Origin of the sequence: Cricetibacter osteomyelitidis, from assembly GCF_004340985.1 — a bacterium.
Classification (GTDB): Bacteria; Pseudomonadota; Gammaproteobacteria; order Enterobacterales; family Pasteurellaceae; genus Cricetibacter; species Cricetibacter osteomyelitidis.
Genome location: NZ_SLYB01000003.1, coordinates 16868 through 34948 on the forward strand (window position 1 = coordinate 16868; position 18081 = coordinate 34948).

15 protein-coding genes and 1 pseudogene are annotated in these 18081 nt (G+C 40.2%); 8 read left to right on the top strand and 8 right to left on the bottom strand.

Annotated features, from left to right (window positions below; genetic code table 11):
* Nucleotides 1-116: 116 nt before the first annotated feature.
* From pdxH to EDC44_RS02045, 5 genes are all read right to left on the bottom strand, one after another.
* Entirely contained in the window at nucleotides 117-749 is a 633-nt protein-coding gene (gene pdxH / locus EDC44_RS02025) for a pyridoxamine 5'-phosphate oxidase (protein WP_131975117.1), read from the bottom strand.
* Nucleotides 750-816: 67 nt separating this feature from the next.
* The gene (gene thrC / locus EDC44_RS02030; protein ID WP_131974878.1) at nucleotides 817-2094 is read right to left on the bottom strand and encodes a threonine synthase; all 1278 of its coding nucleotides are present in this window, start codon (nucleotides 2092-2094) and stop codon (nucleotides 817-819) included.
* A 53-nt stretch (nucleotides 2095-2147) separates the two neighbouring features.
* On the bottom strand, nucleotides 2148-3092 hold the full coding sequence (thrB, locus tag EDC44_RS02035) for a homoserine kinase (protein ID WP_131974880.1): 945 nt from the start codon (nucleotides 3090-3092) through the stop codon (nucleotides 2148-2150).
* Entirely contained in the window at nucleotides 3092-5551 is a 2460-nt protein-coding gene (gene thrA, locus EDC44_RS02040; protein WP_131974882.1) for a bifunctional aspartate kinase/homoserine dehydrogenase I, read from the bottom strand. The genes thrB and thrA overlap by 1 nt, the downstream gene beginning before the upstream one ends.
* Nucleotides 5552-5922: 371 nt before the next feature.
* A complete protein-coding gene (locus EDC44_RS02045; RefSeq protein ID WP_131974883.1) occupies nucleotides 5923-7221 on the bottom strand; it encodes an NAD(P)/FAD-dependent oxidoreductase in 1299 nt (432 codons plus the stop codon).
* 155 nt (nucleotides 7222-7376) lie between these two features.
* On the opposite strand from EDC44_RS02045, the gene EDC44_RS02050 reads away from it, so the two are divergent.
* The 5 genes and pseudogenes from EDC44_RS02050 (at nucleotide 7377) to EDC44_RS02070 (ending at nucleotide 10819) form a co-directional block, all read left to right on the top strand.
* A complete protein-coding gene (locus EDC44_RS02050; protein WP_243647883.1) occupies nucleotides 7377-8390 on the top strand; it encodes an extracellular solute-binding protein in 1014 nt (337 codons plus the stop codon).
* 88 nt (nucleotides 8391-8478) lie between these two features.
* On the top strand, nucleotides 8479-9633 hold the full coding sequence (tgt, locus tag EDC44_RS02055; protein ID WP_131974887.1) for a tRNA guanosine(34) transglycosylase Tgt: 1155 nt from the start codon (nucleotides 8479-8481) through the stop codon (nucleotides 9631-9633).
* A gap of 3 nt (nucleotides 9634-9636) precedes the next feature.
* Nucleotides 9637-10149 (top strand): hemerythrin domain-containing protein, encoded by a 513-nt coding sequence (locus EDC44_RS02060; RefSeq protein WP_131974889.1) that lies wholly within the window; start codon nucleotides 9637-9639, stop codon nucleotides 10147-10149.
* Nucleotides 10150-10163: 14 nt separating this feature from the next.
* Nucleotides 10164-10403 (top strand): sulfurtransferase TusA family protein, encoded by a 240-nt coding sequence (locus EDC44_RS02065; protein WP_131974891.1) that lies wholly within the window; start codon nucleotides 10164-10166, stop codon nucleotides 10401-10403.
* A 47-nt stretch (nucleotides 10404-10450) separates the two neighbouring features.
* A pseudogene (locus EDC44_RS02070) lies at nucleotides 10451-10819 on the top strand (hypothetical protein).
* An 80-nt stretch (nucleotides 10820-10899) separates the two neighbouring features.
* On the opposite strand, the gene fadR reads toward EDC44_RS02070, so the two are convergent.
* The gene (gene fadR / locus EDC44_RS02075; protein ID WP_131974893.1) at nucleotides 10900-11616 is read right to left on the bottom strand and encodes a fatty acid metabolism transcriptional regulator FadR; all 717 of its coding nucleotides are present in this window, start codon (nucleotides 11614-11616) and stop codon (nucleotides 10900-10902) included.
* A gap of 155 nt (nucleotides 11617-11771) precedes the next feature.
* Between fadR and nhaB the strand changes: the two genes are divergently transcribed.
* From nhaB to EDC44_RS02090, 3 genes are all read left to right on the top strand, one after another.
* Entirely contained in the window at nucleotides 11772-13304 is a 1533-nt protein-coding gene (gene nhaB, locus EDC44_RS02080) for a Na(+)/H(+) antiporter NhaB (RefSeq protein WP_131974895.1), read from the top strand.
* Between the two features lie 19 nt (nucleotides 13305-13323).
* A complete protein-coding gene (dsbB, locus tag EDC44_RS02085; protein ID WP_131974897.1) occupies nucleotides 13324-13860 on the top strand; it encodes a disulfide bond formation protein DsbB in 537 nt (178 codons plus the stop codon).
* A gap of 78 nt (nucleotides 13861-13938) precedes the next feature.
* Complete coding sequence (locus tag EDC44_RS02090) at nucleotides 13939-14661, top strand: DUF554 domain-containing protein (RefSeq protein WP_131974899.1); 723 nt, start codon at nucleotides 13939-13941, stop codon at nucleotides 14659-14661.
* 79 nt (nucleotides 14662-14740) lie between these two features.
* On the opposite strand, the gene narL is transcribed toward EDC44_RS02090, so the two are convergent.
* Together narL and EDC44_RS02100 are read right to left on the bottom strand one after the other, a co-directional pair.
* On the bottom strand, nucleotides 14741-15370 hold the full coding sequence (narL, locus tag EDC44_RS02095; RefSeq protein WP_131974901.1) for a two-component system response regulator NarL: 630 nt from the start codon (nucleotides 15368-15370) through the stop codon (nucleotides 14741-14743).
* A gap of 97 nt (nucleotides 15371-15467) precedes the next feature.
* Nucleotides 15468-17945, bottom strand: a complete 2478-nt coding sequence (locus EDC44_RS02100) for a class I adenylate cyclase (RefSeq protein WP_131975119.1) — start codon at nucleotides 17943-17945, stop codon at nucleotides 15468-15470.
* Between the last annotated feature and the right edge of the window lie 136 nt (nucleotides 17946-18081).

Genomic DNA, 18081 nt, shown 5'->3' on the forward strand with positions numbered 1-18081 from the left:
TTAAAAACTTAGAATATAAATAGAATCCTTTTTATTCCATCCCCAAACTGTTTATAAAAAAGTGCGGTGGAAATTTTCAGATTTTCCACCGCACTTGATGAGCTTAGTATGATAATTTACGGATACAGCCGCTCTTTAATCCATTCACCGTTCTCCAATCGGTAACGGATACGATCATGCAGACGGCTCGGGCGACCCTGCCAGAATTCGATCATATCGGGAATAACGATATAACCGCCCCAATGTGCCGGACGTGGTACGTTTACCGGATAAGTCAGGGTGATTTTGGCAGCACTTAGCAATAGCGATGAATAATTTTCTAATACTTGGCTTTGCTGGCTTGCCCAGGCTCCAATGCGGCTGGTGTACGGTCGAGATGAAAAATATTCATCAGAATCCTGCTCGCTGATTTTCTCCACTCGTCCTTCAATACGCACTTGGCGTTGTAATTCCGCCCAGAAAAAAGTGAGATTGGCGAAAGGGTTTGCCGCAAGTTCCTGTCCTTTGTGGCTATCGTAATTGGTAAAAAAAACAAAACCTTGCGTACTAACTTCTTTCAATAACACCATTCTGGCACTCGGTCGCCCGTTTGCCCCTACGGTGGCGATATTCATTGCGGTTGGTTCGTTGACCTTGGCTTGAATGGCTTCTTTTTGCCACAGCTCAAATTGTTTAATCGGATTATCATCACATTGTTTAATGGATAATGCCCGTTTGGTGTATTCCTCTCGAATGTTATGTAAATCCATGGTTTCCTTCTTTAAACGAAATGAAAAGTGCGGTGAAAATTTTAACATTTTCTACCGCACTTGGTTCTTATTTCGCTAATAAATAAGTGCTTAATTTCGCAAAATCATTGTCCATTTCATCAGATAACAACGGTAATTTGTTATGTTTATCCAATGTTTCCGGTAATGGCAATTCAAGATCTAAAATGCGTTCCACGGATTCTTTGAATTTCGCCGGATGTGCGGTGCACAAGAACAAGCCGGTTTCGTTCGGTTGCAAATCGCCTTTTAATACTTCGTATGCAATAGCACCGTGCGGTTCACATAAATAACCTTTACCATACATTTCACGCAAGGTTTGTTCTGTTTGTGCATCTGAAATTGCTGCGGAATGCAAATCGCTTAACGACCAGCCGTTGCGTTTAAATAATTCTTCCACGCGCGGCCAATTGTTCGGACGGCTCACATCCATCGCGTTGGATAAGGTTGCTACCGTCGCATTCGGTTCCCATTTGCCGCTGGTTAAATAACGCGGCACAGTGTCGTTAGTATTGGTTGATGCAATAAAGCGTTTAATCGGCAAACCTAAAGTTTTGGCGATCAATCCTGCCGTTAAATTACCAAAATTACCGCTCGGCACGGAAACCACTAGATTTTCACGTTGTTCTTTAGAAAGCTGTGCAGCCGCTTCAAAATAGTAGCACACTTGAGCCAATAAACGGCTGATATTAATGGAGTTTGCCGAGTTCAAACCGATAGCTTCACGCAATTTTGCATCATCAAAAGCCTGTTTGACTAAGGCTTGGCAGGCATCAAAATCGCCATTGATTGCCACGGTACGAATATTGCCGCCCAACGTACAGAATAATTTTTCTTGTAACGGACTGATTTTGCCTTTCGGGTATAAAATCACCACATCGATATTTTCTAAGCCGTAAAATGCGTGAGCTACTGCCGCACCGGTGTCCCCTGATGTAGCAGTCAAAATAGTGATTTTGCCGTCGCCGCGTACAGTGGCTAAAGCTTGTGCCATAAAACGACCACCGAAATCTTTAAATGCCAGTGTCGGGCCGTGGAATAACTCTAACGCATAGATATTGTCTTCTACTTTTGCGACCGGTGCCGGGAATGTGAAAGCATTTTTCACCATTTCGCTTAATTGATAAGTCGGGATTTCTTCACCGATTAACGCCCCTAAAATTTTTTGGCTGCGATCTACCAAAGGCAATGCCAATAATTCATCGATGTTATTTAAAGTTGGGATCACTTTGGGAAAAAATAAACCTTGGTCTTTGCCTAAGCCTTGACGTACAGCTTGTGCAAAACTTACTTGTTCTTCCGGGTGTTTGATGTTGTATAAATTCATTTTGATTTCCGTTATAAAATTATTGGCGGATATTTTATATCCGCCCTATAAAATTAAGCAAGCTCTCTCGCCCCTTTATTATCAACTTTGCAAATATGCACGAAACCTTCGTTGTTTTGCAAATAATGGTTTTCTAAATAATTGGCTAATTTAATCGCTGTGGCTAAATCCGGTGCGATGCTGAACATCGTCGGACCTGAACCGGAAATACCAGAAACCAATGCCCCTAAATCACGGGCAGCCTGTTTCACTTCGGCAAAATTCGGCAATAGCGATTCACGATAAGGTTCGGCGATCACATCTTTCATCATCAATGCTGCCAGTGCGTCTTGATGAGTATGACAGGCGTGTACAAAGCTGCCTAAATGACGACCGTGTGCGATAACATCCTGACGGGTATATTGCTTCGGCAAAATCGCACGGGCTTCCGCCGTGGACACTTCAATGCCCGGATAAGCCAACACCCAATACCATTCATCAAAAAACGGCAATGTCTGGCTGATATTGCCCAAAGACTGCACCATTAACTGCACACCGCCCAAATAGCAAGGTGCTACGTTGTCATAGTGGATTGAACCGGAAATTCGCCCTTCCAATTCGCCCATCATTTCCAATAATTCCATTTTAGAAAACGGTTCATTATGGAATTTATTTAATGCTACCAAGGCTGCCACAATAGAACAAGCACTTGAACCTAAACCTGACCCGATAGGCATATTTTTTTCCAAGATTAAACGTAAGCCTTTGATGCGACCGCCGGCCAATTTTAAACGCTCACTAAATAGCACATAGGCTTGATAAACAATGTTTTTTTGTGGTTCTTTTGGTAATTTTCGGACAAAATAACCCGCACTTTCCAATTTAAAACCGCTGGCAATTTCATCAATTTGCACCACATCGCCGAGCAATGAACCGTCAATCGGCGAAATCGCCGCACCTAAGGTATCAAAACCCACGCTGATATTGGCACTGGATGCCGGTGCGTAAATGCGTAACATTAATTGGAGCCCCCGTTTTGTAGTGTTCTTAAAATATCGGCAAAGATCCCTGCGGCAGTCACCGCATTACCTGCACCGTAACCACGTAATAATAACGGAATCGGCTGATAATAGCGAGTATAGAATGCCAGAGCATTTTCACCGTTTTTCACTTTGTGTAGCGGATGATCACCGTCCACTTCCATAATGGACACTTTGCACTGACCGTCGTTGATTTGACCAACATAACGCAGCACCTTACCTTCTGCTTTGGCTTTTTCCACACGGGTTTTAAATTCAGCATCTAATTGCGGTAGCATTGCCATAAATTCATTAGCCGATTTTCCTTCGGAGAAACCTTTCGGCAACACACCTTCGATCACAACATCTTTTAATTCTAAATTCAAACCGCTTTCACGGGCTAAAATCAATAACTTACGGGCTACATCCTGACCAGAAAGATCATCACGCGGATCCGGTTCGGTAAAGCCTTTTTCACGGGCAAGTGCGGTAGCTTCCGACAGAGAAAATCCTTCTTCCAGTTTACCGAAAATAAAGGAAAGTGAACCGGATAAAATACCGTTAAAACTTTCCAATTCATCACCGGCAGCTAATAGATTTTGCAGATTTTCGATAACAGGTAAACCTGCCCCCACGTTGGTGTCGTATAAAAATTTACGTTGGGTGTGACGGGCATTTTCACGCAATTCTTTGTAATATGCCAATTCACGAGTGTTGGCTTTTTTATTCGGTGTGACAACATGAAAACCTTCTTTTAAGGCGCGAGCATATAAGCCGGCAACAGAATCTGCAGATGTGCAATCCACAAAGACCGGATTGACTACGTGATGCAATTTAATAAAGGACAATAATACATCAAAATCAGATGGCTGTGTGGCATTGTCTAAATCAGACTGCCAGTTTTCCAAATTCAACCCATTTTCGTTCAATAACATTTTGTTGGAATTTGCCAAAGCACAAACGCGGATTTCAATATCTTTTTGAGCAAGATAATTTTTTTGGCGTTTGACCTGTTCAATCAACTCCCCCCCGACACCGCCTACGCCGACTAAGAAAATATCGACCACTTTTTTGTTATTAAATAAGGCTTGATGGGTAGATTTTACCGCTTCAATGGCTTTGTTCAATGGCACGACCGCTGAAATAGAACGTTCGCTGGAACCTTGTGCAATAGCTACAATGCTGATATTAGCGTGTGCTAAAGCAGAGAAGAAGCGGGCTGCAATACCTTTGGCCGTTTTCATTCCATCACCCACCACGGAAATGATGGAAAGATCTTTGATAACATCAATAGGTTCAAGCTCTTTTTCCGCTAATTCTTTCGCAAATTCTTGGTTTAAGGCCTCTAACGCCCCTTTATAGAATTTCGTCGGCACACAGAAACTGATACTGTATTCTGAAGAGGATTGGGTGATTAAAATCACTGAAACACCGGCTTTTGACATTGTTGAAAACACGCGAGCCGCCATTCCCACCATTCCTTGCATACCCGGACCGGATACGTTAAACATTACCACATTATCCAAGTTAGTAATGCCTTTCACTTGCAAGCCGTCGGATTTCACATCCGCATTGATAATTGTCCCTGCTCCGCTCGGATTGCCGGTATTTTTGATTAAGCACGGAATATTGGTTTGCACTAACGGACCGATAGTACGCGGGTGGATCACTTTTGCACCGAAATAAGACAATTCCATGGCTTCGCGATAAGACAGGCTTGGCAATAAACGGGCATCCGGCACTAAACGCGGATCGCAAGTGTAAACACCGTCCACATCAGTCCAAATTTCACACATACTTGCACCTAAACAAGCTGCCAGGCACGCGGCAGAATAGTCGGAACCGTTACGACCTAACAGCACTAATTCGCCTTTTTCATTACCCGCAGTAAAGCCCGGCATTAATACGACATTTTGTTTTGGAATGGAACTCGTATCCACACGTTTGGTGGATTCGTCGATATCCACAGAAGATTCTAAATAACTGCCGTGAGCCAATAATTTTTCTACCGGATTAATCACCGTTACCGCATAGCCGTTGGCTTCAAACCAGGCTTTCATCATTGCGATGGAAAGTTTTTCGCCGCGAGAGTCGATAGTGGCTTTTACTGCATCTGGACATACGCCGGTTTTACGCATTTCATCTAATAAACCGGCAATTTGAGCAAATTCCGCATCAATAATAGCTTTGGTACCTGCTAGGTCAAATTGATTATTTTTTTCGTGTAAGCCGTTGATGATGTTGTAAAAGATGTTGACTGCGTCATTGAAATTTTCATCGGTAGGTTGGTTGGCAGTTGCTTTTTCAGAAAGGGCAACCAAGTGATTGGTGATTTTTGCCGGTGCGGAAAGAACGCCGCCCGCCTGCTCTTCCAAATGTGCCTGTTCGATCAGTTGGGCTGCCTGTACAAACCGCTCCGGATTGGCCAATGATGTGCCGCCAAATTTAAGAACTCGCATTGTGTTTCTCCTGTAAAATAAATTTTAATTTGTAATTATGAAAAAACCCGCTTTTTAGCGGGCCTTTGTGTATTCACTAAACGCACTCACCCGCACTACCTAATGGTAATGGTCATAATAATGGTGGTGGTTGAAGTGCGATTATTTTTCATAAAAGTTTCTTTTCAAAAATTAATGTCGTTAGAAATACCGAAAAATGCGTTCATTGTCAAATAGAAATTAAAGAAATTTTTAATTTGTTGAAATTTCTCAAAAACGAACCGCACTTAGCTCATTACCAGCCTAACATCGGTTTTCGTCCCGTTTTAACACAATCACACAAATATATTGTGTTTATGGAAACCAACAAAATCAATAAAGTACGGTTGTTTTTAAAAAAACTTATCCAAAATTTTATAATATTGTTTACCGATAGTCAGTGCCATTTTTTTCACCAGACGACCGCCATAGATACTTGGAATTTTCAGACCTTCAAACACACGCAAACGGTGATCATCACCTAAAATCGCTTCGCCGATGATCCGACCGGCTAATCCGCTTAATGCTACGCCGTGTCCCGAATAACCGTGAGCAAAATAAAGATTTTTTTGCAACTGACCGAAATGCGGTTTAGCATTTATGGTCATATCAATAGGCCCTCCCCAACCATAATCAATTTTGACATTTTCCAGTTGCGGAAAAACGTGCAGCATATTACGTTGCATAACCTCAATCATATGTTTATTGGAACTGGAGTCGCTGCCGAATAATAACCGATTATCCGCACTCAACCGATAATAATCCAAAAACAGATTATTATCGCAAACGGACATACCGTTATTGATCACTGAATCTGCCGTAGCCTGATCCAAAGGTTCGGTAGCAATAATAAAACTTTCCACCGGTAAAATTTTACGGGCAATACCTTGATGGATTTTTTTCGGCAAAATATCCACATAGGCATTGGTCGCCAACACTAAATTTTCTGCGATAACCGTGCTTTTTGCGGTTTTCACAATTACTTGGGAATCCGACGGTAATGCCACATCCACTACCGGGGAATTTTCATAAATACGTACGCCCAATGACAAACAGGCTTTTGCCAAACCTAAACAATAATTCAGCGGGTGCAAATGACCGGAATTACTGTCATACAATCCGCCAACATAAATATCTGATCCTAAATGTTGCTTGAGCTGTGCCTTATCCCAAATCTGCATATTAGGATAACCAAAAACAGTGCGGCAGGATTGAGCAGAAAAGATCAAATCATTCATTCTTCGATGATTCAATGCCGCCGTTAAATAGCCTTTTTTCCAATCGCATTGAATACCATACTTTGCAATGCGTTCATCAATAATATCAATGGCTTCCAGTGACATTTCCCACAAATAACGCGTGTTTTTCATGCCGATTTCGGTAATATATTCGTCAATACCGTCTTCAAAACCGTTAATTGCCTGCCCGCCACTGCGTCCCGACGCTCCAAAGCCAATACAAGCCCCTTCCAATACAATTACGCTTTTGCCTTTTTCCGCTAATTCAAGTGCGGTAGATAATCCGGTAAATCCCGCACCAATCACGCACACATCGGCACTCTCGGCTTGAGTTAATTCGGGTTGAGCCAATTGAGTATTTATTGTGTCGGAATAATAAGTTTTCAGGTGTTTTTGATAAGCAAACTTCAACATAAAATAATCCGTTGATTAAAATAAATTAATCCTACTCAGATCAGAAAATAAGTCAATTTATTTTCAATTCTGTTATAATTTTGCGAAATTTAACCGCACTTTAACTTAAATTCAGGAGAACAACATTGAAAAAACAATTATTCCGTACTTTAAAAATTTTAACCCTTGCCGGAACAACCTTATTCAGCAGCCTGTCTTTGGCCGCTGAAAAACTTTATGTGTATAACTGGACAGAATACATTCCATCCACTTTATTAAATCAATTCACCAAAGAAACCGGCGTAGAAGTGATTTATTCCACCTTTGAAAGCAACGAAGAAATGTATTCCAAATTGAAATTAGTACAAGGCGGTTATGATTTAGTTTTCCCTTCCAGCTATTACACGGGCAAAATGATTAAAGAAGGAATGTTGGAAAAGATTGATCTCGGCAAATTATCGAACGTTAAAAACATCACACAAAGTTTGCTAAATCAAGATTACGATCCGAATAATCAATATTCCCTGCCTTACGTTTATGGCTTAACGGGAATTGGTGTCAATGCAGCCGATGTTAATCCAGACAACGTAACCGGCTGGGCGGATTTATGGAAACCGGAATTTAAAAATAAAGTATTATTAATGGCCGATGCCCGGGAGGTTTTCCATATTGCCTTGTTATTGAACGGAAAATCCCCAAATAGCTCCGATGAAAACGAGATTAAAGCCGCTTACGAACGCTTAGAAACATTATTACCAAATGTTATCGCCTTTAACTCCGATTCACCGGAAATGCCATTCTTGCAGGGCGAAGCCTCCATCGGAATGTTATGGAACGGATCGGCGGATCGTGCACACAAAGAAAATGCGGATATTCAATTTATTTATCCGAAAGAAGGGGCGATTTTATGGATGGACAACTACGCTATTCCGAAAGGGGCAAAAAATATCGAAGCTGCTCATCAATTTATTGATTTTATGCTTCGCCCTGAAAATGCCAAAGTCGTTTTAGAAACAATGGGTTTCTCAATGCCAAACGAAGAAATGAAAGCTTTATTATCCCCGGAAGTGGCAAACGATAAAGTGTTATTCCCATCCGCAGAAGAAATTCAAAAAGCGATAATGCAATCTGATGTGGGTGATGCCGTAGATATTTATGAAAAATATTGGAGCCGTTTGAAAACTAATTAGTTTTTGACCGCACTTTATACCTTTATATTTAAAAAATTTTACTTTTTTTATTAACTTCGAACTGTTTATTCGTTGAAAAGGAAACCTAATGAAATTTGAATTAAAAACAACCAACGGCAGAGCCCGCCGCGGTCAATTAATCTTTAATCGCTCGCAAGGAGAGTTTACCGTGCAAACACCGGCGTTTATGCCGGTGGGAACCTATGGCACGGTAAAAGGAATGACACCGGAAGAAGTGAAAGCCACCGGAGCGGAAATTTTACTCGGCAATACCTTCCATTTATGGCTTCGTCCAGGGCAGGAAGTGATGAAAATGCACGGTGATTTACACGATTTTATGCAATGGCACGCACCAATTTTAACGGATTCCGGCGGTTTCCAAGTGTTCAGTTTGGGGAAATTACGCAAAATTACGGAAGAAGGGGTGAAATTCCAGAATCCGATTAACGGAGAGCGTATTTTCTTGTCACCGGAAAAGTCAATGGAAATTCAATATGATTTGGGTTCCGATATTGTCATGATTTTCGATGAATGCACGCCCTATCCCGCCACATTTGATTATGCAAAAAACTCAATGGAATTATCGTTGCGTTGGGCGAAACGCAGCCGTGATCGGTTTGACGAATTGAAAAACCCAAACGCGTTATTCGGGATTATTCAAGGCGGCACCTATGAAGAATTGCGGAAAATTTCTGTAGAAGGCTTAAAAGAAATCGGTTTCGACGGTTACGCCGTAGGTGGTTTGGCAGTGGGCGAGCCGAAAGAAGAAATGCACCGTATTTTAGAATTTATCACCCCGCATATTCCGGCGGATAAACCTCGCTATTTAATGGGCGTAGGCAAACCGGAAGATTTGGTGGAAGGTGTGCGTCGCGGTATTGATATGTTCGACTGCGTAATGCCGACCCGCAATGCCCGCAACGGCCATTTATTTGTCACCGACGGTATTGTGAAAATACGCAATGCGAAATATCGCAATGATACTTCCCCGCTCGATCCGGAATGTGATTGTTATACTTGCAAAAACTACAGTAAAGCCTATTTATATCATTTAGATAAGTGCGGTGAAATTTTGGGTGCAAGATTAAATACGATTCACAACTTGCGTTATTACCAACGTTTAATGGCTCAAATTCGCGAAGCTATCGAACAAGGCGGCTTTGAAGATTTTGTGCAGGAATTTTACGCCCGTATCGGCAAAGAAGTCCCGCCGTTAGACAGTTACTATAAATTTGAAGGATGAATTATGCTAAATATCGAACCGCAACAATTCGCCAGTTGGGCAGAGCCTATTGAAATGCTGTATGCCTGCCATAGCAAGGCCAAACGTTTTTGCAGACAATTGCAAATTTTGCCCGATTATTTGGCTAAAAACGGAGTAAATCAGGCGGTAAAAAACGACGTACAGCAAATTCTTACTTATTTTACGGTGTCGGCTCCGTTACATCACGATGATGAAGAAAAAGATTTTTTTCCGGCATTATCAAAGCATTATCCTGAAGCACAAAAAAATATTGATGAACTAGAAAATCAACATGTACTGTTACACAGCAATTGGGAAAAATTATCGGTGCAACTTAAGGAACTATTAAGAAATGAACGGGATAATATTTCTCGAAAACTGATCGATCAGTTTGTGGCCGGTTATGACATACACATTGCCCTTGAAGAACCATTATTTGAGTTAGGTAAACAATATCTATCTGAAAATGAATTAAACTCAATGGGTAAAATTATGTCAGACCGTCGACACGTTTAATATTTCGATATTTTATGCAATATCAATTGAATGTCACAAAATACCGTTGCCCGATACCGGTTTTGACGGTAAAAAAGGCATTAAAAACATTAAACGTGAATGATGAACTGCGGGTGTTGATCAACAATGAAAGTACGGTGGAAGATTTCAAATTATTATGCGAAACCAATCACTGTACTATACTTCTTGAAGCCACCATTGAAACCAACCATCCCGCTCAAAAAACATTAATTATTCGGAAAGTGAATCAGTAACCCGTGAAAGTGCTGTTGATTTTCGATATTTTTACAAGGATCTTAATATGAAAAATGTATTAAAAACTACCGTTTTAGCAACCATTATCGGTTTAAGCTCTGCCGGCGTATTCGCAAAATCCATACCAAGCGAAATCTATCAACCACGCGGTGCCCAATTAATCAAATCCGATCGTCAAGGTAACGGTGAATAGGAAGTGGAGTACCGCTTAAAAGGCAACGATGTTCGCGGTTTGGCGAAAAAAGTTATCGCTCATGCCAAAAGCAAAGGTTTCCGTGTGGAAGAATCTGAAATCGAGCGTGACGATGCTGATCTAAAATTTGAACGCGGTAATCAGGAACTTGATGTTTCCATCGAACTGAAAGGCAGAAACCGTATTGAATATAAAGCGGATTTGGATTTAGATAAAAACTAATTTTAACTAGGAAAGCAAATACAAAGTGCGGTAAAAATTTTTAAAATTTCACCGCACTTTTTTACTTAAAAATCTGACAGTTATTGTGATTTTATGTTCGCTTCAATCATTACGATTAAATCGGCACTCTCGCGCCCATATCGTATAAGACATTCGCTGACTTCATCGATTCTATCTTCTTGACATAATATTCTTAACTGAGCATAAAACTTCTTCGCTAATTGACGGGCTTGAGGAACGGAAAAGAATAGCATTCCTAGCTGCAAATAAGTCTTTTTAAAACTATTCAAAGCTAAGGTATAGAGCGGATTAGGTGAAACTTTCGCTAATTTACGAAACAAATCGTAGTCATATTCCACATAGGATTGCACATCATCCGTCAGGGCATCCTGATCGTTTAAAATCTCTAATGACTGTTCTTTGGCATATTTAAACGATTTCGGTATATACAACGTAGCCAATTCGGTTCTGGTTGCACGCATATTTGCCCTTAATTTTGCATGTTGTTCTTCATCAAGATTAATGATGGTTTCAATGATATGCAGACCTGATGTTTCCCAAATATCATTTACTCTGGTCGGCTTGCCGTGTTGAATCGTTAACCAACCGTCGCGCGCCAAACGCTGTAACACCTCGCGTAAAGTGGTACGGGTAACACCTATTTTTTCAGCGAGATCCCGCTCTGCCGGTAAAGCCGTACCGGGAGGGAAAATATGATTCCAAATGCTTTTGACCAGATATTCTTCTGCCAAAGCTGCCGGACTACGGGCTTGTAATATATCTTTCTGATTATTCATAGTTTAGTCTTTATACAATGAGGAAATAAAAAATGTGATCAAATTAACATTTTTCAAAAAAGCCTTATGATGGTATTATCCTTTAAAGTTATTTATATTACAATGATTAATGTCAATTAAACGCATTGACATAAATTATAATTAGGGTCATAACTATGCAAACTTTTTTAAAAAACTTTTTAGGCAAAAGTCCGAATTGGTACAAGCTGTCCATTCTGGCTTTTTTAATTATTAATCCAATCGTTTTTTTCTTTGTCAGTCCCTTTTGGGCGGGTTGGATGTTGGTGGCAGAATTTATCTTCACCTTGGCAATGGCATTAAAATGTTATCCGTTACCGGCAGGGGGATTACTTGCCATTGAAGCCGTTATGATAGGGATGACGCATCCTGAACATGTAAAAGCGGAAATCATGGCCAATTTTGAAGTGATTTTATTATTGATGTTCATGGTAGCAGGGATTTATTTTACTAAACAATTACTACTCTACGCTTTTACCAAACTCCTATTGAGTATTCGTTCTAAAATAGTTTTATCTCTGGCTTTCAGCTTAAGTGCCGCATTTTTATCGGCATTTTTAGATGCATTAACCGTTGTAGCGGTAATTATCAGTGTATGTATGGGATTTTACGGTGTCTATCACAAAGTTGCTTCCGGCTATCATTTTGACGATTCGACGGATATTACAACCGATAATAAAATCACCAATCATCAAGAAACTCTGGAAGAGTTCCGTGCATTCTTACGTAGTCTTATGATGCATGCAGGCGTAGGTACGGCATTGGGCGGTGTGATGACGATGGTTGGCGAACCGCAAAACCTGATTATTGCCGAACAAGCGGCATGGAATTTTAAAGAATTTTTCTTACGTATGGTGCCGGTCACAATTCCGACATTGATTGCCGGTATTTTTGTTTGTATCACCGTAGAAAAATTCAGATTATTTGGTTACGGAGCCAAATTACCGCGTAAAGTTTGGGCCGTACTCGCCTCTTTCGACCGGGCTCAAGAGAAAAAACTTAACAAACAAGAGCGTTTAAAACTCTATACACAAGCCATTATTGTAGTTTGGTTAATTTTCGGCTTGGCGTTCCATTTAGCCTCCGTTGGCTTAATCGGCTTAACGATCATTATCTTTGCCACATCGCTTACCGGCGTAACCGATGAGCATAGTTTTGGTAAGTCATTCCAGGAATCGTTGCCGTTTACCGCACTCTTGGTGGTATTTTTCTCTATCGTAGCAGTAATTATCGATCAAAAATTATTTGCACCGATTATTAGCTATGTGTTAGCCGCCAGCGAAAGCACACAACTTGCACTATTTTATATTTTTAACGGGATTTTATCCTCTATTTCCGACAATGTTTTTGTCGGTACAGTCTATATCAACGAAGCAAAAACCGCCTTTGAATCCGGTGTAATTTCTCACGAACAATTCGAATTGATTTCTGTGGCTATCAATACCGGTACAAATCTACCATCAGTGGCAACTCCAAACGGTCAAGCGGCGTTTTTATTCCTGTTGACTTCATCCTTAGCGCCACTTATTCGTCTATCTTACGGTAAAATGGTCTATATGGCTTTACCTTATACTATTGCACTATCAGTGGTCGGGTTATTTGCCGTAGAATGTATCTTACCGCCGGCAATGCGTTGGTTAGAACATGTCGGCTTGTTGATTGCGGTTTAATATGAAGGAATAACAAATAATGCTGAGTTTTTTTAAGACACTTTCATTACAACGCAAATACTGGCTTCTGTTGCTTATTTCAACTTTAGCTTTGGAAGCCACCGCACTTTATTTTCAGCATGGCATGGGATTAAAGCCTTGCGTAATGTGTATTTACGAACGAGTGGCATTATTTGGAATTGCGTTTGCCGCTATTTTTGGCAGTCTTGCGCCCGGTTTGTTGATTATGCGTCTTATTGCCTTAGTAATCGGTCTGGGCAGTGCAATCAAAGGCTTAACGATCACATTAACGCATTTGGATTATCAAACCAATCCCGCACCGTGGAAACAATGTTCTTTTTTTGCAGAATTCCCGGAAACCTTACCCTTGGATAAATGGTTACCGGCAGTGTTTAATCCGACCGGTAACTGTGCCGAAATTAGTTGGCAATTCTTAGGCTTTACGATGGTGCAATGGTTGGTATTTATCTTTGCATTTTATGTAGTTTTACTTGCTTTGCTTTTAATCAGCCAAGTCAAACGCAGCAGACCTTCTCAGCGTAATCTATTCCGTTAAAATTTTCTGAAAACTTACCGCACTTTCCCTTTTAGTTAAGACTAAAAGGGAAATCTGCTTTTTTTAAAGGTAACAAAAATGACAATTATCGGTCCTTATATTAATGCCGCCGCAATTATTATCGGCGGGTTAATCGGTGCGGCAATCGGCGGTCGCGTACCACAGCAATTACGCAGTAATCTTACTCTTGTGTTTGGGCTTTGTTCCATGGGTATGGGAATCACGATGGTGGCAAAAGTCGCCAGTATGCCAGCAATGATTCTATCGATTTTGTTGGGAACAATTGTCGGTGAAATTATTTTATTGGAAAACGGCATTAACAAAATTGCGGCAGCTACAAAAAACGTTATGGAAAAATTTGTACCGCCAACATCCGACCAAGATTCCCATGAAGAATTTTTGCAAAAATTTGTAGCGTTAATGATTTTACTTTCCTTTAGCGGAACAGGCATTTTTGGTGCAATGAATGAAGGGATGACGGGTGATTCCAGCATTCTAATCATTAAATCTTTTTTAGATTTCTTCACTACGATTATTTTTGCCACTACATTAGGCTTCTCCGTATCCACTCTTTTCATACCGCAAACACTGGTGCAATTGATTTTAGCTTACTGTGCCGTGTTTATCATCCCCTACGCCACAGAAGCTATGCGGGCGGATTTTGCCGCAACGGGCGGACTATTGATGATCGCTACCGGCTTACGTATTTGCAATATTCAAATGTTCCGTGTTGCCAATATGCTGCCGGCACTCTTTATCTCAATGCCGATTTCGGCGGCTTGGCTGCATTTTTTCAGCTAAAATTTTCAAAAAAATAACCGCACTTTATTGCATCGTTTTATGAATAAAGTGCGGTTATAATTTTATCCTTTTTACTTACTCAACTGCTTTTATGTTCCAAATACAGCACCGTTGCCGCTACACGGGAATGTACATTTAGTTTGCGTAACAGGTTACGGATATGCACTTTAACGGTTTCTTCGGAAATAAACAATTGACCGGCAATTTGTTTATTGGATAATCCCGTCGCAATAAGTTGTAATACGCCCAATTCCCGCTCGGTCAACGCATTAAGCGGATTATGCATTGAATGGCGTTCCAATAAAAATCCTTTGATGGAATCACTCAAAATCACTTCCCCCTGAGCAATTTGCTTAATTTGAGAAAGCAATGTGTCCGGTTCGGTATCTTTCAGTAAATAACCGTCCGCCCCGGCATCGACCAACGCAAAAATATCCGATTTTGCATCCGATACCGTTAAGATTACAATTCGTGCATCCACATCTTCGTTACGTAATGCCTTCAATGTATCTAATCCTGACAGCCCTTTCATATTGAGATCTAAAATGATCAGATCCGGCGAAGTTTTTAATGCCAAGGTAATACCTTCATTGCCATTACCGGCATCCCCTACCACTTGGAAACGATCTTCTAATTCGATTAGTTGTTTGATACCGCGACGCATCAACGGATGATCATCAATCAATAGTACTTTGATTTTTTCATTCATAAGATATACCGCTTTTTATATGACTCTATGTTGTTTATTATTCAAAAATATGTGTGGACTATTTTATACGGATTCACTGAAATGTAAATTAAATAAGTTATCTTTTCTGACTATACAACTCAACTTTTATTGAACCGTTTTCATTAATAAGTTGATAAAATTGCGGATAATTAAATTTATGAGCAACTTTACGATAAGCACCATCATCAACGCTGGATACCGTATAAATATGATTAATTTCTTTCACTTTTTCCATTTTACTGCCTTCGCAATGACGATAAATCTCTAAATGATTCATTTCGTCCAAAATATAGACATTAAAAGTATCATCATTATTGTCTTCGAAGAAAAACTGCATAAAACCTTCGCTGGCAAAGCTGTTAATAACCGTCGGATATTTTTGAGAAATGCCCTTCACCGTATTCGTCGTAGTAAAACCACGATTATCCGCCAAATTCTCGCTGTTTTTCGACCGCTCTCCAATGATTTCCTGCAAATTGATGCCCCGCTCGGCAAAAAAAAGTTGCCAGGTTTTCCCCGCCACACGCAAATTGCGAACGGTCGGCGAATGCTCATTATTATTTCGATTCAATATTTTCTGCACTAATTCGCTGACAGCCGCCTTCAAGGTCAGCCCGTAACGGTGGCTGTAACAAAAAATATTCAAGCCAGCGGTCTGCAAACTATTGCTGAACGTTTTGTGCGACAACATTTTGAGTGCCTGTAAAATAGCATTCGAACCGGAAAAATGATGCGTATGCACCTCGTTCCAAGAATTACGAAAAATAAGATCGATACTGCCCAATAAACTTTGTTGTTCCGGACCGAAGCTAAATAAATCGCTTGCTTGAAGTTCCATGCGGGGTTCGCCCACTAAACGTCGAGTCGGGTCATCGGTTAAATTCACACCAATCATGACATGACGAATTTCATAAGAACGCTGTAAATCTTCATTTTGTGCAGGAAGTGTATCTTTTGCTAACGACAAACGTAAATCCGTGAAAAATTGCCGTAATGCCGCCAAAGTCACTGTTGAGCTGGAAATATGTAATTGCGTCTTTACCGTAAACAATCCGTTAAAATAAGCATATGCTACTAAATAGCTGAGATTTCGATGATATTTCACATAACGTAAATTAGAAAACGCATTGACAAACGGAGCCTGATTAATTAAATACCAACCCGGTTGATGCACGCTACTGTTTTCCACTTGCACAAAAGTCAAATGCTTTTCCGACAAATTATGTGACATTTGTAAATTGAATAAATTAATTTTATTCGGTAATTCTTCAAAAGCGGTATAAAGTTTACGGGTCAAAATATAAATATCTTGCGGCATAATACTGGCATCAACATGATATTTCCGACCGAAATTCACTAAATTCCGATAGCTGAGCATCAGCATACTCATTAGCATTTCGTAACTTTTTTTCACCCGTTTGATTTTCCAAAACGGACGGTTATTTAAATCGTCGATCTTTTTTTGCGGCCACTGCCAATCTTTAATTAAACGTTGTAAAAAACAAATACGCCAATTATTTTTTTGATCAAAATGCACAATATCTTCACTGGCTTTTAAATAGAAACAACGACGGACAAAATCCAAACGCTGCGTGTCACCAAGTGCGGTCAAATATTCCGTCACTTTATCTAACATTGCGATATAAGGATCAAAACCTTCCACCGCTTCGCCTTGTAATAAACGACGTTTGAAATCTAATGCGATCAGTTGCGTATTCGGATATTCCTGCGAATAAACTTCCAATAAAAGAATTTTCAGTGCAGATTTATAAGGTGCGGCAATACTTTTATTTAATAACCACAATATCGCACCAAAATATTCATTGGCCGATAATCGCCCTAAGCCGCCAAAATCCACCCATTCGCTTAAGTCAACTTTACCCTCTTCTACTAATCGCTTAACTTGATTTTCATATTCGTGCTCATTTTCCGTATACACGTGCAACCATAACAACGGTTTTCCGGCTAATCGAATACTGGAACGATAAAATTCTTCCAATAACAGCATATATTGACTTGAACCGCAATTCTCACCGCATAATTCATCGATACGATGTTTATGCTTGAAACTTTGTTGATCCATCAAGAAAATATTAATATCAATTTGATATGTCTTTGCCCATTCCTGCAATAATAAAGTTTTTTGTTCCAATAACCGAAGATCATTCGAATCCAAATCCTGAATATGACAGAGCCAAATATCCAAATCTGAAGAAGAGGTTTGCGTAATCGACGAAATACTGCCCATTACATACAGCGCATCAATGGTATAATCCGCGCGGGTATTAAATTCTTTTACGGTATCTTCGAATCGACTTTTGGCGACCGAAACGGATAAAAACTGTTTTTGATAATCGGATAAAGTGAAGCCGGCAATACCTTGAGGTGCATTAGGCAAATAGCCCGGCAGTGCCGGGTGATTGGCGTGTAATAATAGGCTGATCAATTGGAATACATGACGAAAGGCATAGGAAGAATCGGATAACGCTTGATTAAAACGTACCTTATCCAATTCCTGCACATACTTTTTCGCTGCTTCCAAATTAAAGTACATCAAACACCAATCCTTTCCCCATCAAGCGTTATACTAAAAATCGGGAGATAAAATAAAATTTTTTGAACTCTACCACTTTTTAATGATTAGATCAAAGACTTAAATTATCACTGACTTTTCACCACAACAATGGTAG